The following is a 14,924-nucleotide window of genomic DNA, read 5'->3' on the forward strand; positions in this document are numbered from 1 at the left end:
AGCGCTGGCTATGGTGCGTGTTCTCCGCAACCACGCAGATGTCGATGATCACCATCACCGCAGAACAGGCCCGCGCAAACGCTGACGCCGCCACTCGACCGATCGAGCAGTACTACAGGGATCTGGACAAATCGATCCAGGTCGGCTCGGAAAACGGCCGCCGTTACATCGTGTTCGGCTTCAACAAGGCGCTGGCCAGCGAGCGCCTCGTCGACGGCGTCGTCGAGCAACTGCTGGAGAACCGCTTCAGTGTCGAACGGCTGCCCAGCGACGCCGAGCAGCACTACATCCGCATCAGCTGGGAAGCCGGGGAGCCCTCCCGACTCAACGCCGGCTGATGGTGAACGCCGCGCCGTCCACACCCAGATCCCAGCCCTTGCCGGTACCGGACAGGGCCAGCGAGATATCGCCCTTGGTCATCACCTGCGCGTTGCTGGACTTCACCGCACCGGCATGCGCGCCGACCGAGGCGTAGGTGCCCAGCAGCTCGCCGACGCTGCTGGCGCCGGTGAAGCTGCCACGGCCATCGGTGATCTTCGACTTGCCAACGGTCAGGCCGCCGCCCTTCAGCTGGATCCGCACCGGCATGCTGGAACCGTTGGTGCAGTGGATGGTGCCGTTGCCCGAGGCGGTCTTGTAGATCAGCGACCAGCCGGACAGGCTGTAGCGCAGCTGGCAGTCGAGGTTGCCACCGGCCTGCGCGGTCGGGGCCAGGGACGCTGCGGCGAGCGCCAGCAGCAGGGCAAACGGCTTGGTATTCATCGGCAGAACATCCACATCGGTCGGAATGTGGGCGAATCTAGCAGCGCGCGCGTGCACGTTGGATGCAGGCGCGCGCGGTGGGGCGGGAAGCGTTCAGCCGCCGTATCAGGCCTGCACATCCAGATGGAAGGCATCGGCATCGAGCATGGCCGGGAAGCGTGCACGATGCGAGGCCAGTGCTTCGGCGGAGATGGTGGTGGTCACCACCTGCTCGCGCTCGCGGATCTCCACCTGCGGCTGGCCGAGGAAGTCGATGACCGCGCTGTCGCCAGCGTAATGCAGCTGGTTGCCATCCACGCCTACGCGGTTGACCGCAGCGACGAAACACAGGTTCTCGATCGCGCGCGCGCGCAGCAGGGTCTTCCACGCGTAGGCGCGCGCGGAAGGCCAGTTGGCAACGAAGATCTGCAGGTCGAAGTCCAGCTGGCCGGCACGCTCGACGTTGTAGCGGTTGCGGCAGAACACCGGGAAACGCAGGTCGTAGCAGACCTGCGGATTGATCCGCCAGCCCTTCCATTCCACGCACAACCGGTCGCGGCCGGCGGCATAGCGCTCGTGCTCGCCGCCGTAACGGAACAGGTGGCGCTTGTCGTAGTACTGCAGGCCACCATCGGGGGTGGCGAACAGCAGGCGGTTGTAAACGCCCTCGCCATCGCGCAGCTGCACGCTGCCGATCACTGCCGCATTCAAGGCCTTGGACTGCGCGCGCACCCACGCCACGGTCGGGCCCTCCATGCCTTCGGCCTGGGCGATCGCCTCATTGGAGAAACCACTGGTGAAGGTTTCCGGCAGGATCACCAGATCGGTGGTGCCGGCCAGCGGCGCCAGCAGCGCACCGTAGTACTCGCGGTTGCCGGCCGGGTCGTGCCAGCGGGTGTCGCCCTGGACGAGGGAAATGCGCAGGTCCTGCATGCTGTCTCCTCCGCTCACAGCAGGCGCAGGCGTTCGATCGCCGCGTCCAGGGTGGCTTCGTTCTTGGCGAAGCACAGGCGCACCAGACGCTGGCCGACCGGCGCGGTTTCGTAGAACGGCGACAGCGGAATGGCGGTGACGCCCTTCTCGATGGTCAGCCACTTCACGAACTCATGGTCCGGCAGGTCACTGATGGCTGAATAGTCGACCAGCTGGAAGTAGCCGCCCGGCACCGGCAGCGCCTTCAGGCGGGTACCGGCCAGCTGCTCGCGGAAGCGGTCGCGCTTGGCTTCATAGAACGCGCCCAGTTCCAGATGGTGCTGCGGCTCGTCGCGGATCATCGCAGCGAAACCGTACTGCGCCGGGCCGAAGCTGGTGAAGGTGTTGTACTGGTGCACCTTGCGGAACTCGGCGGTCATCGCGGGTGGCGCCACCGCATAGCCGATCTTCCAGCCGGTGCAGTGATAGGTCTTGCCGAAGCTGGAGATGACGAAGGTGCGCTCGCGCAGTTCCGGGTAGCGCAGCGCCGATTCGTGGCGACGGCCGTCGTAGATGATGTGCTCGTACACCTCATCGGAAATCAGGTAGATCTGCGTGCCGCGCAGTACATCGGCCAGCGCCTGCATGTCGGCCTCGTCCAGCATCGCGCCGGACGGGTTGTGCGGGGTGTTGACCATCAGCAGGCGGGTGCGCGGGGTGATCGCCGCGCGCACGCGGTCCCAGTCCACCGCGAAGGTCTGCGGGTCCAGCGGCACGTGCACGGCGGTGGCGCCGGCCAGTTCGATCGCCGGCTCATAGCAGTCGTAGGCCGGGTCGAGCACGATCACTTCCTCGCCGGCACGCACCACGGCGTGGATGGCGTTGAAGATCGCCTCGGTGGCGCCGCTGGTGACGGTGATCTCGGTGTCCGGATCGATCATCGCGCCGTACAGGTCCAGCGACTTCTGGGCGATGGCCTGGCGCAGCGGTGCCACGCCGGTCATCGGCGGGTACTGGTTCAGGCCGGCGGCCATCGCCTTGCTGGTCTCGTCGATCAGGCGCTGCGGTGCGGAGAAATCCGGGAACCCCTGGCCGAGGTTGACCGCGCCGTGTTCGGCGGCGAGCTGGGACATCACGGTGAAGATCGTGGTACCGACCTTGGGCAGCTTGGTGTTCGGTTGCATCGGCCTGGGGGATGGAGGAGACAGACCCGAAGTTTACGCAATCCGCGCTTCGGTAGTGCCGGCCGCTGGCCGGCAACCTCGACCCACCACACAGGCTGCAGAGGCGGCTGCCGGCCAGCGGCCGGCACTACCCGGCATGGTTTCACCGCTACAATTGCGGCCGCACTCCTGCATGAAGACCCCTGCGCCTTGAACACCCCTGCATTGCTGGCCGCCAGCGGCCTGAGCTTCTCCCGCAATGACGAGCCGGTGTTCGGCCCGCTGGACTTCCACGTGGATGCCGGCGAGGCGCTGCTGGTGCAGGGCGGCAACGGTGCCGGCAAGACCACCCTGCTGCGCGTGCTGTCGGGCTTGGCGCGCCCGGGCGCGGGCCAGGTGCTGATCGACGGCAGGCCGGCCAGCAACGCCGAGCGTGCGCGCTATGTCGCCTACCTCAGCCACCTGCCAGCGCTGAAGCCGGACCTGGACACGCTGGAGAACCTGCATTTCCTCTGCGGCCTGCACGGCCGACGCGCACGGCAGATGCCGGGCAATGCGCTGGCCATCGTCGGCCTGGCCGGCTACGAGGACACCCTGGTGCGGCATCTGTCGGCTGGACAGAAGCGGCGGCTGGCGCTGGCCCGCATCTGGCTGTCGCCGGCACCGCTGTGGCTGCTCGACGAACCCTATGCCAACCTCGACCTGGAAGGCATCAACCTGGTCAACCGGATGATTTCCGCACACCTGCGCAGTGGCGGCGCCGCCCTGGTCACCACGCATGGCGCCTATGCCGCCCCGCCGGTACGCACCCGCCAGCTCGATCTGGGGGGTGAAGCATGATCGCGCCAGGCACCGAACCAGGCCTGTGGCAGACCGCCCGCGCGCTGATTGCGCGCGACCTGCGCCTGCTCTGGCGGCGTCGCGGCGATGCCCTGCAGCCGGTTCTGTTCGCCCTGCTGGTGGTGGTGCTGTTCGCCCTGGCCCAGGGCCGGGACCCGCAGCCGCTGGCCGCCACCGCCGGTGCGGTGCTGTGGTTGGCGGTACTGCTGGCCGGGCAGCTGGCGCTGGATTCGCTGTTCCGCTCCGACGCCGAAGACGGTTCGCTCGAACAATGGCTGCTGGCGCCGGTGCCACTGGCGTGGCTGGTGCTGGTGCGGGTGCTGCTGCATTGGGCGACCACCGCCCTGCCACTGATCCTGCTGAGCCCGTTGCTGGCGGAAATGCTGCATCTGCCGCATGACCAGCTGCCGATGTTGCTGGCATCGTTGCTGCTGGGAACACCGTTGTTGAGCCTGATCGGTGGCGTGGTCGCTGCACTGACCGTCGGCATCCGGCGCTCTGGTATTCTCGTGGCGTTGCTGTCGTTGCCGTTGTACGTACCGGTGCTTGTCTTCGGTGCCGGCAGCCTGGCGGCAGCCAGCCGCGGGCAGGACCCGGTCGGTGCACTGCTGATGCTGGGCGCCGGTCTGGTGATCGCCCTGGTGCTGGCACCGCTGGCCACCGCTGCTGCGATCCGTATTTCTCTGAGTTGACCGAGCTGAGAGCCAATCCACCCCTGCTGGATAGCCGCCACGCATGAATCCGATCGTCCGCTGGTTCCATCAACTCGGTTCGCCCCCGACCTTCGATCGTTTCGCCGCACGCTGGTCCCGCGTGTTCTACGCCGCGGCGGTTCCGGTGCTGCTGATCGGCCTGTGGCAGGGGCTGTTCGTGGCACCGCCGGAACAGAACCAGCACGACGCCTTCCGCATCATCTACATCCATGTACCCAGCGCCTGGATGAGCCTGTTCGTGTTCGCGCTGATGGCCGCCTACGCCGCCATCGCGCTGATCTGGCGCATCAAGATCTGCGAGATCCTGGCGATGGCCTGTGCGCCGATGGGCGCCGGCTTCACCCTGATCACCCTGCTGACCGGCAGCATCTGGGGCAAGGGCACCTGGGGCACCTGGTGGGACTGGGACCCGCGCATGACCAGCGAGCTGATCCTGCTGTTCCTGTACCTGGGCGTGATCGGCCTGTACCACGCCATCGAAGACCGCCGCAGCGCCGCACGCGCGGCCGGCCTGCTGGCCATCGTCGGCGTGGGCCTGCTGCCGATCATCCGCTACTCGGTGGACTGGTGGGGCGCGCTGCACCAGCGCCAGTCGATCAACGTGTTCGGCGAGAACGCCGTGCGGCCGGAACTGATCGCCCCGCTGTGGTGGATGGTGGTGGCCACCAAACTGTGGTTCGTCGGCTCGCTGCTGGCCAAGGCGCGTGCCGACAACATCGCGCGCGAGGCCGGCAAGGCCTGGATCGGCGAGCGCTTCGGCACCGCGGATGGGGAGGCACGGCGATGACCCACCTGCCCTACCTCATCGCCGCCTTCGCGGTGTTCCTGCTGGTGCTGGCCTGCGATGCACTGGGCTCGTGGCTGCGCCTGCGCAGCGCCCGACAGCTGGCGCAACGTCGCCAGCAGCGGCTGCAGGCGCGTGGCAACGCGTCGGCACAGGCGCCGCTTGCCACCGAGCTCAGCCGATGACGCCGGTGCAGCGACGCCGCATGATCTGGGTGCTCCTGCTGTTGCTGGCCTCCGGGCTGGCCACCACGCTGGTGGCCTTCGCCCTGCAGCGCAACATCGCCTACCTGTACACGCCTTCGGAAGTGCTGCGCGGGGACGTGGATGCGCAGTCCCGCTTCCGCCTGGGCGGCATGGTGGTGAAGGGGTCCTTCGATCGACCCAGCGGCTCGCTGCAGGCCCACTTCGTGGTCACCGACGGCGATGCGACGCTGCCGGTCAGTACCGACCGCATCCTGCCGGACATGTTCCGCGAGGGGACCGCCGTGGTCGCCAGCGGTCGCCTGCAGGACGGTACCTTCGTCGCCGACGAGGTGCTGGCCAAGCACGATGAGAACTACGTGCCCAAGGAAGTGGCCGACAAGATGGGCGATGCGCATCGCAAGCACGATGTGCCGGTCACGGCGCCCGAGGTGCGCTGAGTGCTTCCCGAATTCGGTCAGATCCTCCTGCTGTGCGCGTTGCTGGCCTCGCTGCTGCAGGCGGTGCTGCCACTGGTGGGCGCGCAGCGCGGCAACGACGCATGGATGGCCGTTGCCCGCCCGGCGGCCTTTGCCCAGCTGCTGCTGCTGGCCGGTGCCTTCGCCGTACTGACGGCGGCCTTCGTGCAACAGGATTTCTCGGTGCGCTACGTGGCCGAGAATTCCAATTCACTGCTGCCGTTGATCTACCGCTATTCGGCGGTGTGGGGGGCGCACGAAGGCTCGCTGCTGATGTGGGCGCTGGTGCTGGCGCTGTGGACCGGTGCAGTGGCGCTGTTTTCGCGCCACCTGCCGGCGCCGGTGCAGGCGCGCGTGCTGGCGGTGATGGGCGTGGTCAGCGTCGGCTTCCTCGCCTTCCTGATCTTCACCTCCAATCCGTTCCTGCGCTTGAACCCGGTACCGCTGGAAGGCCGTGACCTCAATCCGCTGCTGCAGGATCCGGGGCTGATCATCCATCCGCCCATGCTGTACCTGGGCTACGTCGGCTTCGCGGTGCCGTTCGCCTTCGCCGTGGCGGCACTGCTGGAAGGCCGTGTGGATGCACGCTGGCAACGCTGGACGCGGCCCTGGACCAATGTCGCCTGGGGCTTCCTCACGCTGGGCATCGCTTTGGGCAGCTGGTGGGCGTATTACGAGCTGGGCTGGGGCGGCTGGTGGTTCTGGGATCCGGTCGAGAACGCCAGTTTCATGCCGTGGCTGGTCGGCGCGGCGCTGATCCACTCGCAGGCAGTCACCGAAAAGCGCGGCACCTTCGGCAGCTGGACGCTGCTGCTGGCCATCGCGGCGTTCGCGCTGTCGCTGCTGGGCACCTTCCTGGTCCGCTCCGGCGTGCTGACCAGCGTGCATTCGTTCGCGGCCGATCCCTCGCGTGGGCTGTTCATCCTGATCTTCCTGTCGGTGCTGGTGGGCGGCAGCCTGCTGCTGTATGCGCTGCGTGCGCCACGGCTGGCCGTGGATGCCGGTGATCCGCGCCGTGGCTTCACCGCCACCTCGCGCGAAACCCTGCTGCTGGCCAACAACCTGCTGCTGGCCAGCGCCTGCGCGACGGTCCTGCTGGGCACCCTCTACCCACTGCTGGCCGATGCGCTGTCGCTGGGCAAGATCTCGGTCGGCCCACCGTACTTCGGCAGCCTGTTCCTGCTGCTGATGGCACCGATGGTGATGCTGCTGCCGTTCGGTCCGCTGGTGAAGTGGCAGCGCGACCAACCTTCGCGCGCACTGGCATTGCTGCTGCCATGGGCGGGGCTGGCTGTGCTGCTTGGCGCCTGGGCCTGGTGGCAGGCGCCGCAGAATGGCTGGAAAGCCGGCATCGGCGTTGCGGCTGCGGCCTGGGTTGGGCTGGGCACCGCCCGGTTCGTCTGGCAGCGCCTGCGTGGCAATGGCCGCTTCACTGCCGAAATGCTTGGCATGATCGTCGCCCATGCCGGTGTCGCGGTGTTCCTGGCCGGCGCGCTGCTGGTGGAAGCGCTGAACGTGCAGCGCGAAGTGGCGCTGTCGCCAGGCCAGCAGGTGGTGGTTGCCGGACACGAAGTGCGCTTCGAAGGCGTGGACCACCGCGAAGGCCCCAATTTCATCGCTGATCGCGGCCATCTGCGGGTGCTGCGCGACGGTCGCGAACTGGCCCTGCTGCATCCGGAGAAGCGCCAGTACGCCAGCGGCGGCCAGGTGATGACCGAGGCCGGCATCGATGCACGCCTCAGCGGTGATGTCTACGTGGCATTGGGCGAGCCGCTGGGCAACAATGCATGGGCGGTACGGGTGCACATCAAGCCCTTCGTGCGCTGGATCTGGCTGGGCGCGCTGTTGATGGCCCTGGGCGGATTCGTCACCGCTGCCGATCGCCGCTTTCGTCGTCCGTAGGAGTTCCCCATGTCCGAGTCACCCGCCCCACGCCCTTCCCGTCCGCTGCCGCCGGTAGCCATCGTGATCGGCGTCCTGTTCTTCTTCGGCCTGCTTGGCCTGATGATCTACGGGGTGATGAAATCGGGCGATCCGCAGCGCGACGTGCTGCCCTCGGCATTGATCGACAAGCCGGCGCCGGCGTTCGCGCTGCCGGTGCTGCACGACCCGCAGATGATCGTGCGCAGCGAGGAGCTGCGTGGCGCGCCGTACCTGCTCAACGTCTGGGGCAGCTGGTGCGCGGCCTGCCGTGAAGAACATCCGGTGCTGACCCGCTTCGCCGAGAGCAAGCGCGTACGCGTGCTCGGCTACAACTGGAAGGATGAACCCACCGACGCGCTGCACTGGCTGGAACAGCTGGGCAACCCGTTCATGGTCGTGCTGAGCGACATCGAAGGCCGCACCGCCATCGACTGGGGTGTGACGGCAGCACCGGAGACCTTCCTGGTCGACGGCAGTGGCATCGTGCGCTGGAAGTACAGCGGCGCGATGACCCAGCAGGTGGTCGATGAGAAGTTGATTCCGGCGCTGGAAAAGCTTGAAAAGGCCCAGGGCGATGCTGGCAACACCCTGCACGCCTCGCCGTAAGCGCATGCGCTGGCTGCTGCCGCTGCTGCTGGCGATGACCCTGGCGGTGCCACAAGCCGGCCTCGCCCAGCAACCCGTGCATGATGCGCGGCCGCTCGCGTTCCGCGATGCAGCCGAGGAGACGCGCTTCCACGACCTGGCTGCGCAGTTGCGCTGCGTGCAGTGCCAGAACCAGTCACTGGCCGATTCCAACGCGCAGATCGCGCAGGACCTGCGCCGCGAAGTGCTGCAGTTGATGCAGCAGGGCCTGGACGACGCGGCCATCAAGCAGTTCCTGGTCGCCCGCTATGGCGAGTTCGTGCTCTATCAACCGCCACTGCAACCGGGCACCTGGCTGCTGTGGGGCGGCCCGCTGCTGGTACTGGGTGGCGGCGCGCTGGTGGTGATGGGCATCGTCCGTCGCCGCAGCCGGCAGATGGATGCATCCGCTGCAGCGGACCCAACCGAGGGAGAGGACTGGTGATGCACTGGTTGCCGATGGTTGCCGCAGTGGCCGCAGCGCTGATGGCGGCCGTGGTGCTGTGGCCGCTGCGCCGGCAAGGCCGCCGCAGTTTCGTGCTGGGAATGCTGACACTGGGCGTGGCCGGCGCCTGCCTGTACCTGCTGGTCGGCAATCCCCGCGCCGCACAGGTGCAGCCTGCGCCTTCGGTCGCCACGTTGCGCGACGGTGTCGAGGCGCTGCAGCAGGCGCTGCAGCGTGACCCGCAACGTGCGGATGGCTGGGCGCTGCTGGGTCGTTCGCAGGCCGAGCTTGGCAATGCCGCCGCCGCGGCCGACGCCTTCAACCGTGCCGCAGCACTGGCACCGGACGAACCGGGCGTGCTGGTCGAGGCCGCGCAGGCACGCGCCCAGGCCGATCCTGGCAAGCAGTTCGATGACACCGCGCTGGCATGGCTGCAGCGCGCACGTACCTTGTCGCCCGACGCCGAACGCGCAAGCTGGCTGCTTGGCATTGCCCTGCGCCAGCGGGGCCGCAATGCCGAGGCCGCCGAACTCTGGAGCACGCTGCTGCCACGCCTGGAGCCGGGTGCCGCGCAGGCGCTGCAGGCACAGATCGCCATCGCCCGCGAGGCGGCCGGGCAGCCATCGCACGCACCGGCAGCTGCTCCCGCGCTGCTGCAGGTACGGGTGCAGCTGCCCGCATCATTGAAAGCGGGTGACTGGCCGGCCAGCACCCAGGTCTTCGTGCTGGCACGCGCTGTGGGCGGCCCGCCGATGCCGGTGGCTGCACGCAAGCTGCCCCTGGCCGGCTTCCCTGCAACGGTCGGCCTCGGCGACGGCGACAGCCCGATGCCTACCGCACCGTTGTCGGCACATCGCGAAGTGGAAGTACTGGCGCGCATTTCGCGCAGCGGCAGCGCCAACCGCAGCGAAGACGACCTGCAGACCGCCCCGGTCAAGGTCAGCCTGCCGCATGACGGTGTGGTCGAGCTGCAGTTCCCGTAACGTACACGCACCGCTGCGCTCGCCGGGCATGGCCCGGCGCTATCCACGCGCACCACCGGTAGCGCCGGGCCATGCCCGGCGGATTCACGCTCAGCCGGTTGATGGAAACCAGCGTGTCGCCAGCTGCACACGCCGCCCCGCTAGAATGCCCACATGACCGAATTCATTCCGCCCGGCACCCGCTTCCATGCCCTGCCCTCGCCCTTTCCGTGCAAACGCGGCGGTGTCCTGCATGGCGCCCGTGTGGCCTACGAGACCTGGGGCGCGCTGGACGAAGAGGCCAGCAACGCGATCCTGATCGTCACCGGCCTGTCGCCGGATGCGCATGCCGCGGCCAACGAAGCCAACCCTGCGCCAGGCTGGTGGGAGGCCATGCTCGGCCCCGGCAAACCGATCGATACCGACCGCTGGTTCGTGGTGTGCGTCAACTCGCTGGGCAGCTGCAAGGGCTCCACCGGCCCGGCCTCGATCAATCCGGCCACCGGCGACCTGTATCGCCTGGATTTCCCGGAACTGTCCATCGAAGACGGCGCACGCGCGGCGATCGACGTGGTGCGCGCACTGGGCATCGGACAACTCGCCTGCGTGATCGGCAATTCAATGGGCGGGATGACGGCGCTGGCGGTGTTGCTGCTGCATCCGGGCATCGCCCGCAGCCATATCAACATTTCCGGCAGCGCGCAGGCCCTGCCTTTCTCGATCGCCATCCGTTCGCTGCAGCGCGAAGCGATCCGCCTGGACCCGCGCTGGAACGGTGGCCACTACGACGATGAGGCGTACCCGGAATCGGGCATGCGCATGGCACGCAAGCTGGGCGTGATCACCTACCGCTCGGCACTGGAATGGGATGGCCGCTTCGGTCGCGTGCGGCTGGATTCAGACCAGACCGACGATGATCCGTTCGGCCTGGAATTCCAGGTCGAGAGCTATCTGGAAGGCCATGCACGCCGGTTCGTGCGCTTCTTCGACCCCAACTGCTATCTGTACCTGAGCCGCTCGATGGACTGGTTCGATCTGGCCGAGTATGGCGATGGCGATGTGCTGGCCGGACTGGCCAGCATCCGCGTCGGCAAGGCACTGGCGATCGGCGCCAACACCGACATCCTGTTCCCTGTACAGCAGCAGCAACAGGTCGCCGATGGCCTGCGCGCTGGTGGCGCGGACGCGCGTTTCATCGGCCTGGAATCTCCACAGGGTCATGACGCGTTCCTGGTCGACTTCGAACGTTTCGGCCCGGCCGTGCGCGGCTTCCTCGACGAACTGTAGTGGCGTGGCGGCGCAATCTCGCACTGGCCGCGTTCGGTGCGTTGATCGGCTTGACCGCAACCGGCGTGTTTCCGCTCTGGCTGGGCGCATGGTGCGTGCTGGCCAGTGCGGCGTCGTTCGGCCTGTATGGGCACGACAAGCGCGCCGCGCAGCGAAAACAGCAGAGGACGCCCGAACGCACGCTGCAGCTGCTGGCCTTTGCCGGCGGCTGGCCCGGCGCGCTGCTCGGCCAGGCGCTGTTCCGCCATAAACATCGCAAGGCGCCGTTCCAGTGGGTGTTCTGGTTGTGCGTGCTGGCCAACGTGGCCTCGATCGCGGTGATGCTGCGCGCGTTTTCGCGGTAGCTGCCCCTAGATCCACGCCACGCGTGGATATGCCGACCAAGATCGGCATCTACCGAAGCGGTTCGCGGACCAGCACCCCGTCCACCAACCGGTACTGCACATCCACCACACCTGCGGGCAGGTCATCGTGGGTGATCATCAGCAGGCTGCGCCCTTCCAGCAGTGCTGGCAGGTCCTGCAGCAGCGCGCGCGCGGTATCCACGTCCAGGCCTTCGGTGGGCTCATCCACCAGCAGGATAGGCGCATTGCGCAGCAGCGCGCGGGCCAGCGCCAGGCGACGCGCCTGGCCGGCCGACATCGTTGCGCCGTTCTCGCCCACCCACGCCTGCAGGCCGCCGTTGCGCTCGGCCCATTCGCCCAGCCGTACCCGTTGCAGCACCGCCCACAACGCTTCGTCGCTGGCCTCGGGATCGCCCAGCAGCAGGTTCGCGGCCACGCTGCCGGCAAACACCGGCGCGTTCTGCGGCAGCCACGCAAGGTGCCGGTGCCAGTCGGCCTGGGCGACATCGCGCAGGTCCTGGCCACCGTAGGTCAGCCGCCCCTGCTGCGGATCCCACAGGCGCAGCAGCAGGCTCGACAAGGTGGTCTTGCCGCTGCCGCTGTCGCCACGGATGGCGATGCGCTCGCCCGGTGCCAGCGTCAGCTGCAGGCCACGCAGCACCGGCCGTGCGGCGCCCGGCCACTGGAAGTGCACATCGTCCCAATGCACGGTCGCCGCCGGCGCCAGCGGCTGCGGCGACACCGGCTCCTGCACCGAAGGTGCCTGCTCGACGATGCCCTGCAGGCGCGCGGCCGCAATGCGGCCCGATTGCAGCGACTGCCAGGCCAGGCCCATGCCCGCCCACAGTTCGATCATCGCCACGGTCAGGAACACCAGCCCGGCGGCCATTTCCGGCGCGATGCGCTGTTGTTCGGCCGCATGCAGCGCCAGTGCCAGCATCGCTACCAGGCCGAGCCCGGCCAGCACACCATGCAGCGTTGATGCAGCGATCAGCCGCAGGCGTCGACGACGATCGCGCGAGGCCACCTGCTTGGCCGCCACCCGCACCTTCAACTGCCAGGCATTGCCAGCGTTGAGCGCGGCCAGATCAGCCGCCCCTTCCAGCCCCTCGAATGCCGCCGTGCGCAACGCTGCGCGATGTGCGGCGCGGTCGGCCTCTTCGCTGTCATGGCCCCTCACGCCCAGCCACGGCACGCCAATGCCGATCAGCAACGCCAGTACCGCCAGCAGCACCGCTGCCGATGGCAGGATCAACGCTGCCGAGCCCACGCCCACCAACGTCAACGCGCCCAGCGCCAGCAACGGGCCGATGGCACGCACCAGCAGGCCATCGATTTCGCCGATGTCACCCAGCAGCCGCGCCAGCAGATCGCCGGTGCGGGTTGCACCCAGCCGTGCCGGGGCCAGTGGCAGCGCGCGGCGGAAGAACCAGACGCGCAGGTCGCGGGCGATGCGCAGGGTGGCGTCATGCCCCACCAGCTTTTCGAAGTAGCGCGATGCGATGCGCGCCATGGTCAGGCCGCGGATGCCGGCCGACGGAGTGAAGAAATTGAAGCCCTGGCCAAGGCCCGCTGCACCGGCCAGCGCTGCAGCAGTGAGGAAGCCACCAGACAGGCCCAGCAGGGCGGTGCCGGCCAGCATCGTGGTCCACAGCAGCAGCACCGCCAGCAGCAGGCGCGGGCGATGCCGCAGGAACACCATGCGCAGTGAATCGGAAGAGCGGCTCATGCGCGTACCGCCTGCGCCGGCTCAACCAGGCGCCCTTCGGGCAACAGCAGGCAGCGGTCGGCCCAGGCGATCACCGCCGGGCTGTGGGTGGCCACCACCACGCTGCGTCCGCGCGCATAGGCGGCCAGGCTGCGCAGCAGCGCTGCTTCGGTTTCGGCATCGAGAAACGCGGTCGGCTCGTCCAGCAGCAGCACCTGCGGATCGCGCAGCAGCAGGCGCGCCAGGCCGATGCGACGTGCTTCGCCACCGGACAGGCCAAAGCCGCGCTCGCCGATCAGCGTATCCAGCCCCTGCGGCAGGCGCTGTGCGAACTGCAGCACCTGGGCGGCTTCGGCAACGGCGCGCAGGCGCGCGTCGCTGGCACCGGGATCGGCCAAGCGCAGGTTCTCGGCGATGGTGCCGTGGAACAGATAGGGACGCTGGCTGGCATAGGCCACCTGCAGCCCCGGCCGCAGCTGCACCCGGCCCGCACGCGGCGGCAGCCAACCGGCCAGCGCTTCCAGCAACGTGCTCTTGCCGCTGCCACTGGGGCCGACCAGGGCCAGACGCTGCCCCGCTTCCAGCTGCAGGTCCAGGTTCTGCAGCACATCGTGCGCAGCGCCCAACGGACGCAATACCAGACCGTGCGCCTGCAGCGGTGGCAGGGCGGCCTCGGCCGGCTCCGGCGCCAGCGGCACCGTGCCGTCGATTGTGCTGGCCTCCTCTTCCGGCAGCACCTGCAGCAGGCGCTCCACCTCGGCGGCGGCGGCCAGCGCATTGGCACGGTCGTGATAGTGCGCGGCCAGGCGCCGCAACGGTGCGTAGAACTCCGGTGCCAGCAGCAGGCAGAACAGGCCCGCCCCCAGCGTCGGCACGGTCGCATGCAGCGACATCAGGCCCAGATAGCTCAGGCCCAGATACAACGCGACCATCGCCACGCTGACCGAGGCAAAGAATTCCAGCACGGTGGACGACAGGAAGGCGATGCGCAGCACCTTCATCGTGCGCACGCGCACACCTTCGGCCGCCGCCTCGATGCCGGCCAGTTCGGCTTCCCCACGGCCATACAGGCGCAGCAGGCCCAGGCCCTTGATGCGATCGGCGAAGTGCCCGCTCATCCGCGCCAGCTCGCCCAGCTGCGCGCGCCCGGCGGCTTCGGCGCCCCAGCCCACCAGCATCATGAAAAACGGAACCAGTGGCGCAGTGAACAACAGGATCAGTGCAACCACCCAATCGACCCAGGCCACAGCAGCCAGGATCAACAACGGCACCACCACCACTTCGGTACGCACCGGCAGGAAACCACTGTAGTAGTCCTCGATCGCATCGCCGTGATGCAGCATCAACTCGCCCAGTTCACCGGCACGGCGCTGCCGCAGCCACAATGGGCCGTGCCCGAGCAGGCGCGCGAACACACGCTCGCGCAGGGACAGCCGTGCGGCGTCGGCAACATCACCAGCCGCAGCCTGGGTGGCACTGCCCAGCAGGGTACGCACGACAAGGATCACTGCCAGCGCGGCCAGCACCGGCAGGCCCTGGGCCAGCGGCGTGCGCTCGACCAGCACCTGCTGCACCAGCCAGGCGATGGCGGCCGCTTGAGCGATCAACAGCGCACCGGACATGCTGATGCACAGCGACGCCAGCCGCTGGCGCCCCTTCGCGGCACGGGCCAGATCGGCCAGCCAAGCGGTCCGTTCACGCCGCAGGCGGCTCGATTCTTCATCCCGATCAGGGGCGTCAGCGGTCGGTTCGGCAGCGCTCAAGGCTCTTCACAGGCAGCAGGGGGATGGACGGCATTGTAGGCGCAGGCAACAGCC

17 protein-coding genes are annotated in these 14,924 nt (G+C 68.3%); 12 read left to right on the top strand and 5 right to left on the bottom strand.

The features are described 5' to 3' along the window. Nucleotides 1-17 precede the first annotated feature (17 nt). On the top strand, nucleotides 18-338 hold the full coding sequence (locus tag D0Y85_RS13540; RefSeq protein WP_229290020.1) for a hypothetical protein: 321 nt from the start codon (nucleotides 18-20) through the stop codon (nucleotides 336-338). Here the strand turns inward: D0Y85_RS13540 and D0Y85_RS13545 are convergent. The 3 genes from D0Y85_RS13545 to D0Y85_RS13555 form a co-directional block, all read right to left on the bottom strand. After that, nucleotides 325-762, bottom strand: a complete 438-nt coding sequence (locus D0Y85_RS13545; protein ID WP_117310835.1) for a hypothetical protein — start codon at nucleotides 760-762, stop codon at nucleotides 325-327. The genes D0Y85_RS13540 and D0Y85_RS13545 overlap by 14 nt on opposite strands. Before the next feature lie 105 nt (nucleotides 763-867). Further along, nucleotides 868-1,674, bottom strand: coding sequence for an amidohydrolase (locus D0Y85_RS13550; protein WP_117310836.1), 807 nt, complete (start codon nucleotides 1,672-1,674; stop codon nucleotides 868-870). Nucleotides 1,675-1,688: 14 nt separating this feature from the next. Beyond that, entirely contained in the window at nucleotides 1,689-2,837 is a 1,149-nt protein-coding gene (locus D0Y85_RS13555) for a pyridoxal phosphate-dependent aminotransferase (RefSeq protein WP_117310837.1), read from the bottom strand. A gap of 189 nt (nucleotides 2,838-3,026) precedes the next feature. Between D0Y85_RS13555 and ccmA the strand changes: the two genes are divergently transcribed. From ccmA to D0Y85_RS13610, 11 genes are all read left to right on the top strand, one after another. Further along, nucleotides 3,027-3,656: a heme ABC exporter ATP-binding protein CcmA gene (gene ccmA, locus D0Y85_RS13560; protein WP_025876479.1), complete on the top strand. Its 630-nt coding sequence runs from the start codon at nucleotides 3,027-3,029 to the stop codon at nucleotides 3,654-3,656. After that, nucleotides 3,653-4,348, top strand: a complete 696-nt coding sequence (gene ccmB / locus D0Y85_RS13565) for a heme exporter protein CcmB (RefSeq protein WP_025876478.1) — start codon at nucleotides 3,653-3,655, stop codon at nucleotides 4,346-4,348. Before ccmA ends, ccmB begins: the two co-directional genes overlap by 4 nt. 43 nt (nucleotides 4,349-4,391) lie before the next feature. Further along, a complete protein-coding gene (ccmC, locus tag D0Y85_RS13570; protein WP_025876477.1) occupies nucleotides 4,392-5,156 on the top strand; it encodes a heme ABC transporter permease CcmC in 765 nt (254 codons plus the stop codon). Beyond that, nucleotides 5,153-5,338, top strand: a complete 186-nt coding sequence (ccmD, locus tag D0Y85_RS13575) for a heme exporter protein CcmD (RefSeq protein WP_049469327.1) — start codon at nucleotides 5,153-5,155, stop codon at nucleotides 5,336-5,338. Before ccmC ends, ccmD begins: the two co-directional genes overlap by 4 nt. Further along, entirely contained in the window at nucleotides 5,335-5,796 is a 462-nt protein-coding gene (gene ccmE / locus D0Y85_RS13580; RefSeq protein ID WP_099784807.1) for a cytochrome c maturation protein CcmE, read from the top strand. Before ccmD ends, ccmE begins: the two co-directional genes overlap by 4 nt. After that, nucleotides 5,797-7,716: a heme lyase CcmF/NrfE family subunit gene (locus D0Y85_RS13585; RefSeq protein ID WP_117310838.1), complete on the top strand. Its 1,920-nt coding sequence runs from the start codon at nucleotides 5,797-5,799 to the stop codon at nucleotides 7,714-7,716. A gap of 9 nt (nucleotides 7,717-7,725) precedes the next feature. Continuing rightward, nucleotides 7,726-8,343, top strand: a complete 618-nt coding sequence (locus D0Y85_RS13590) for a DsbE family thiol:disulfide interchange protein (RefSeq protein ID WP_117310839.1) — start codon at nucleotides 7,726-7,728, stop codon at nucleotides 8,341-8,343. Nucleotides 8,344-8,377: 34 nt separating this feature from the next. Further along, nucleotides 8,378-8,806, top strand: a complete 429-nt coding sequence (locus D0Y85_RS13595) for a cytochrome c-type biogenesis protein (RefSeq protein WP_229291393.1) — start codon at nucleotides 8,378-8,380, stop codon at nucleotides 8,804-8,806. After that, entirely contained in the window at nucleotides 8,800-9,789 is a 990-nt protein-coding gene (locus tag D0Y85_RS13600; protein ID WP_117311937.1) for a tetratricopeptide repeat protein, read from the top strand. Before D0Y85_RS13595 ends, D0Y85_RS13600 begins: the two co-directional genes overlap by 7 nt. A 153-nt stretch (nucleotides 9,790-9,942) precedes the next feature. Next, the gene (locus tag D0Y85_RS13605) at nucleotides 9,943-11,055 is read left to right on the top strand and encodes a homoserine O-acetyltransferase (RefSeq protein ID WP_117310840.1); all 1,113 of its coding nucleotides are present in this window, start codon (nucleotides 9,943-9,945) and stop codon (nucleotides 11,053-11,055) included. Then, the gene (locus D0Y85_RS13610; RefSeq protein ID WP_117310841.1) at nucleotides 11,055-11,399 is read left to right on the top strand and encodes a DUF1294 domain-containing protein; all 345 of its coding nucleotides are present in this window, start codon (nucleotides 11,055-11,057) and stop codon (nucleotides 11,397-11,399) included. Before D0Y85_RS13605 ends, D0Y85_RS13610 begins: the two co-directional genes overlap by 1 nt. A gap of 49 nt (nucleotides 11,400-11,448) precedes the next feature. On the opposite strand, the gene cydC is transcribed toward D0Y85_RS13610, so the two are convergent. After that, a complete protein-coding gene (cydC, locus tag D0Y85_RS13615) occupies nucleotides 11,449-13,128 on the bottom strand; it encodes a thiol reductant ABC exporter subunit CydC (protein WP_117310842.1) in 1,680 nt (559 codons plus the stop codon). Then, the gene (gene cydD, locus D0Y85_RS13620; RefSeq protein ID WP_117310843.1) at nucleotides 13,125-14,870 is read right to left on the bottom strand and encodes a thiol reductant ABC exporter subunit CydD; all 1,746 of its coding nucleotides are present in this window, start codon (nucleotides 14,868-14,870) and stop codon (nucleotides 13,125-13,127) included. The genes cydC and cydD overlap by 4 nt, the downstream gene beginning before the upstream one ends. Between the last annotated feature and the right edge of the window lie 54 nt (nucleotides 14,871-14,924).

Source organism: Stenotrophomonas sp. G4 (assembly GCF_003428825.1).
In the GTDB taxonomy this organism is placed as follows: domain Bacteria; phylum Pseudomonadota; class Gammaproteobacteria; order Xanthomonadales; family Xanthomonadaceae; genus Stenotrophomonas; species Stenotrophomonas indicatrix.

Bases quoted from the DNA above. Each gene is read 5' to 3' on its own strand.
- D0Y85_RS13545 (WP_117310835.1), bottom strand. From the start codon at position 762: ATGAATACCAAGCCGTTTGCCCTGCTGCTGGCGCTCGCCGCAGCGTCC.
- D0Y85_RS13550 (WP_117310836.1), bottom strand. From the start codon at position 1,674: ATGCAGGACCTGCGCATTTCCCTCGTCCAGGGCGACACCCGCTGGCAC.
- D0Y85_RS13555 (WP_117310837.1), bottom strand. From the start codon at position 2,837: ATGCAACCGAACACCAAGCTGCCCAAGGTCGGTACCACGATCTTCACC.
- ccmB (WP_025876478.1), top strand. From the start codon at position 3,653: ATGATCGCGCCAGGCACCGAACCAGGCCTGTGGCAGACCGCCCGCGCG.
- ccmC (WP_025876477.1), top strand. From the start codon at position 4,392: ATGAATCCGATCGTCCGCTGGTTCCATCAACTCGGTTCGCCCCCGACC.
- ccmD (WP_049469327.1), top strand. From the start codon at position 5,153: ATGACCCACCTGCCCTACCTCATCGCCGCCTTCGCGGTGTTCCTGCTG.
- ccmE (WP_099784807.1), top strand. From the start codon at position 5,335: ATGACGCCGGTGCAGCGACGCCGCATGATCTGGGTGCTCCTGCTGTTG.
- D0Y85_RS13590 (WP_117310839.1), top strand. From the start codon at position 7,726: ATGTCCGAGTCACCCGCCCCACGCCCTTCCCGTCCGCTGCCGCCGGTA.
- D0Y85_RS13595 (WP_229291393.1), top strand. From the start codon at position 8,378: ATGACCCTGGCGGTGCCACAAGCCGGCCTCGCCCAGCAACCCGTGCAT.
- D0Y85_RS13605 (WP_117310840.1), top strand. From the start codon at position 9,943: ATGACCGAATTCATTCCGCCCGGCACCCGCTTCCATGCCCTGCCCTCG.
- cydC (WP_117310842.1), bottom strand. From the start codon at position 13,128: ATGAGCCGCTCTTCCGATTCACTGCGCATGGTGTTCCTGCGGCATCGC.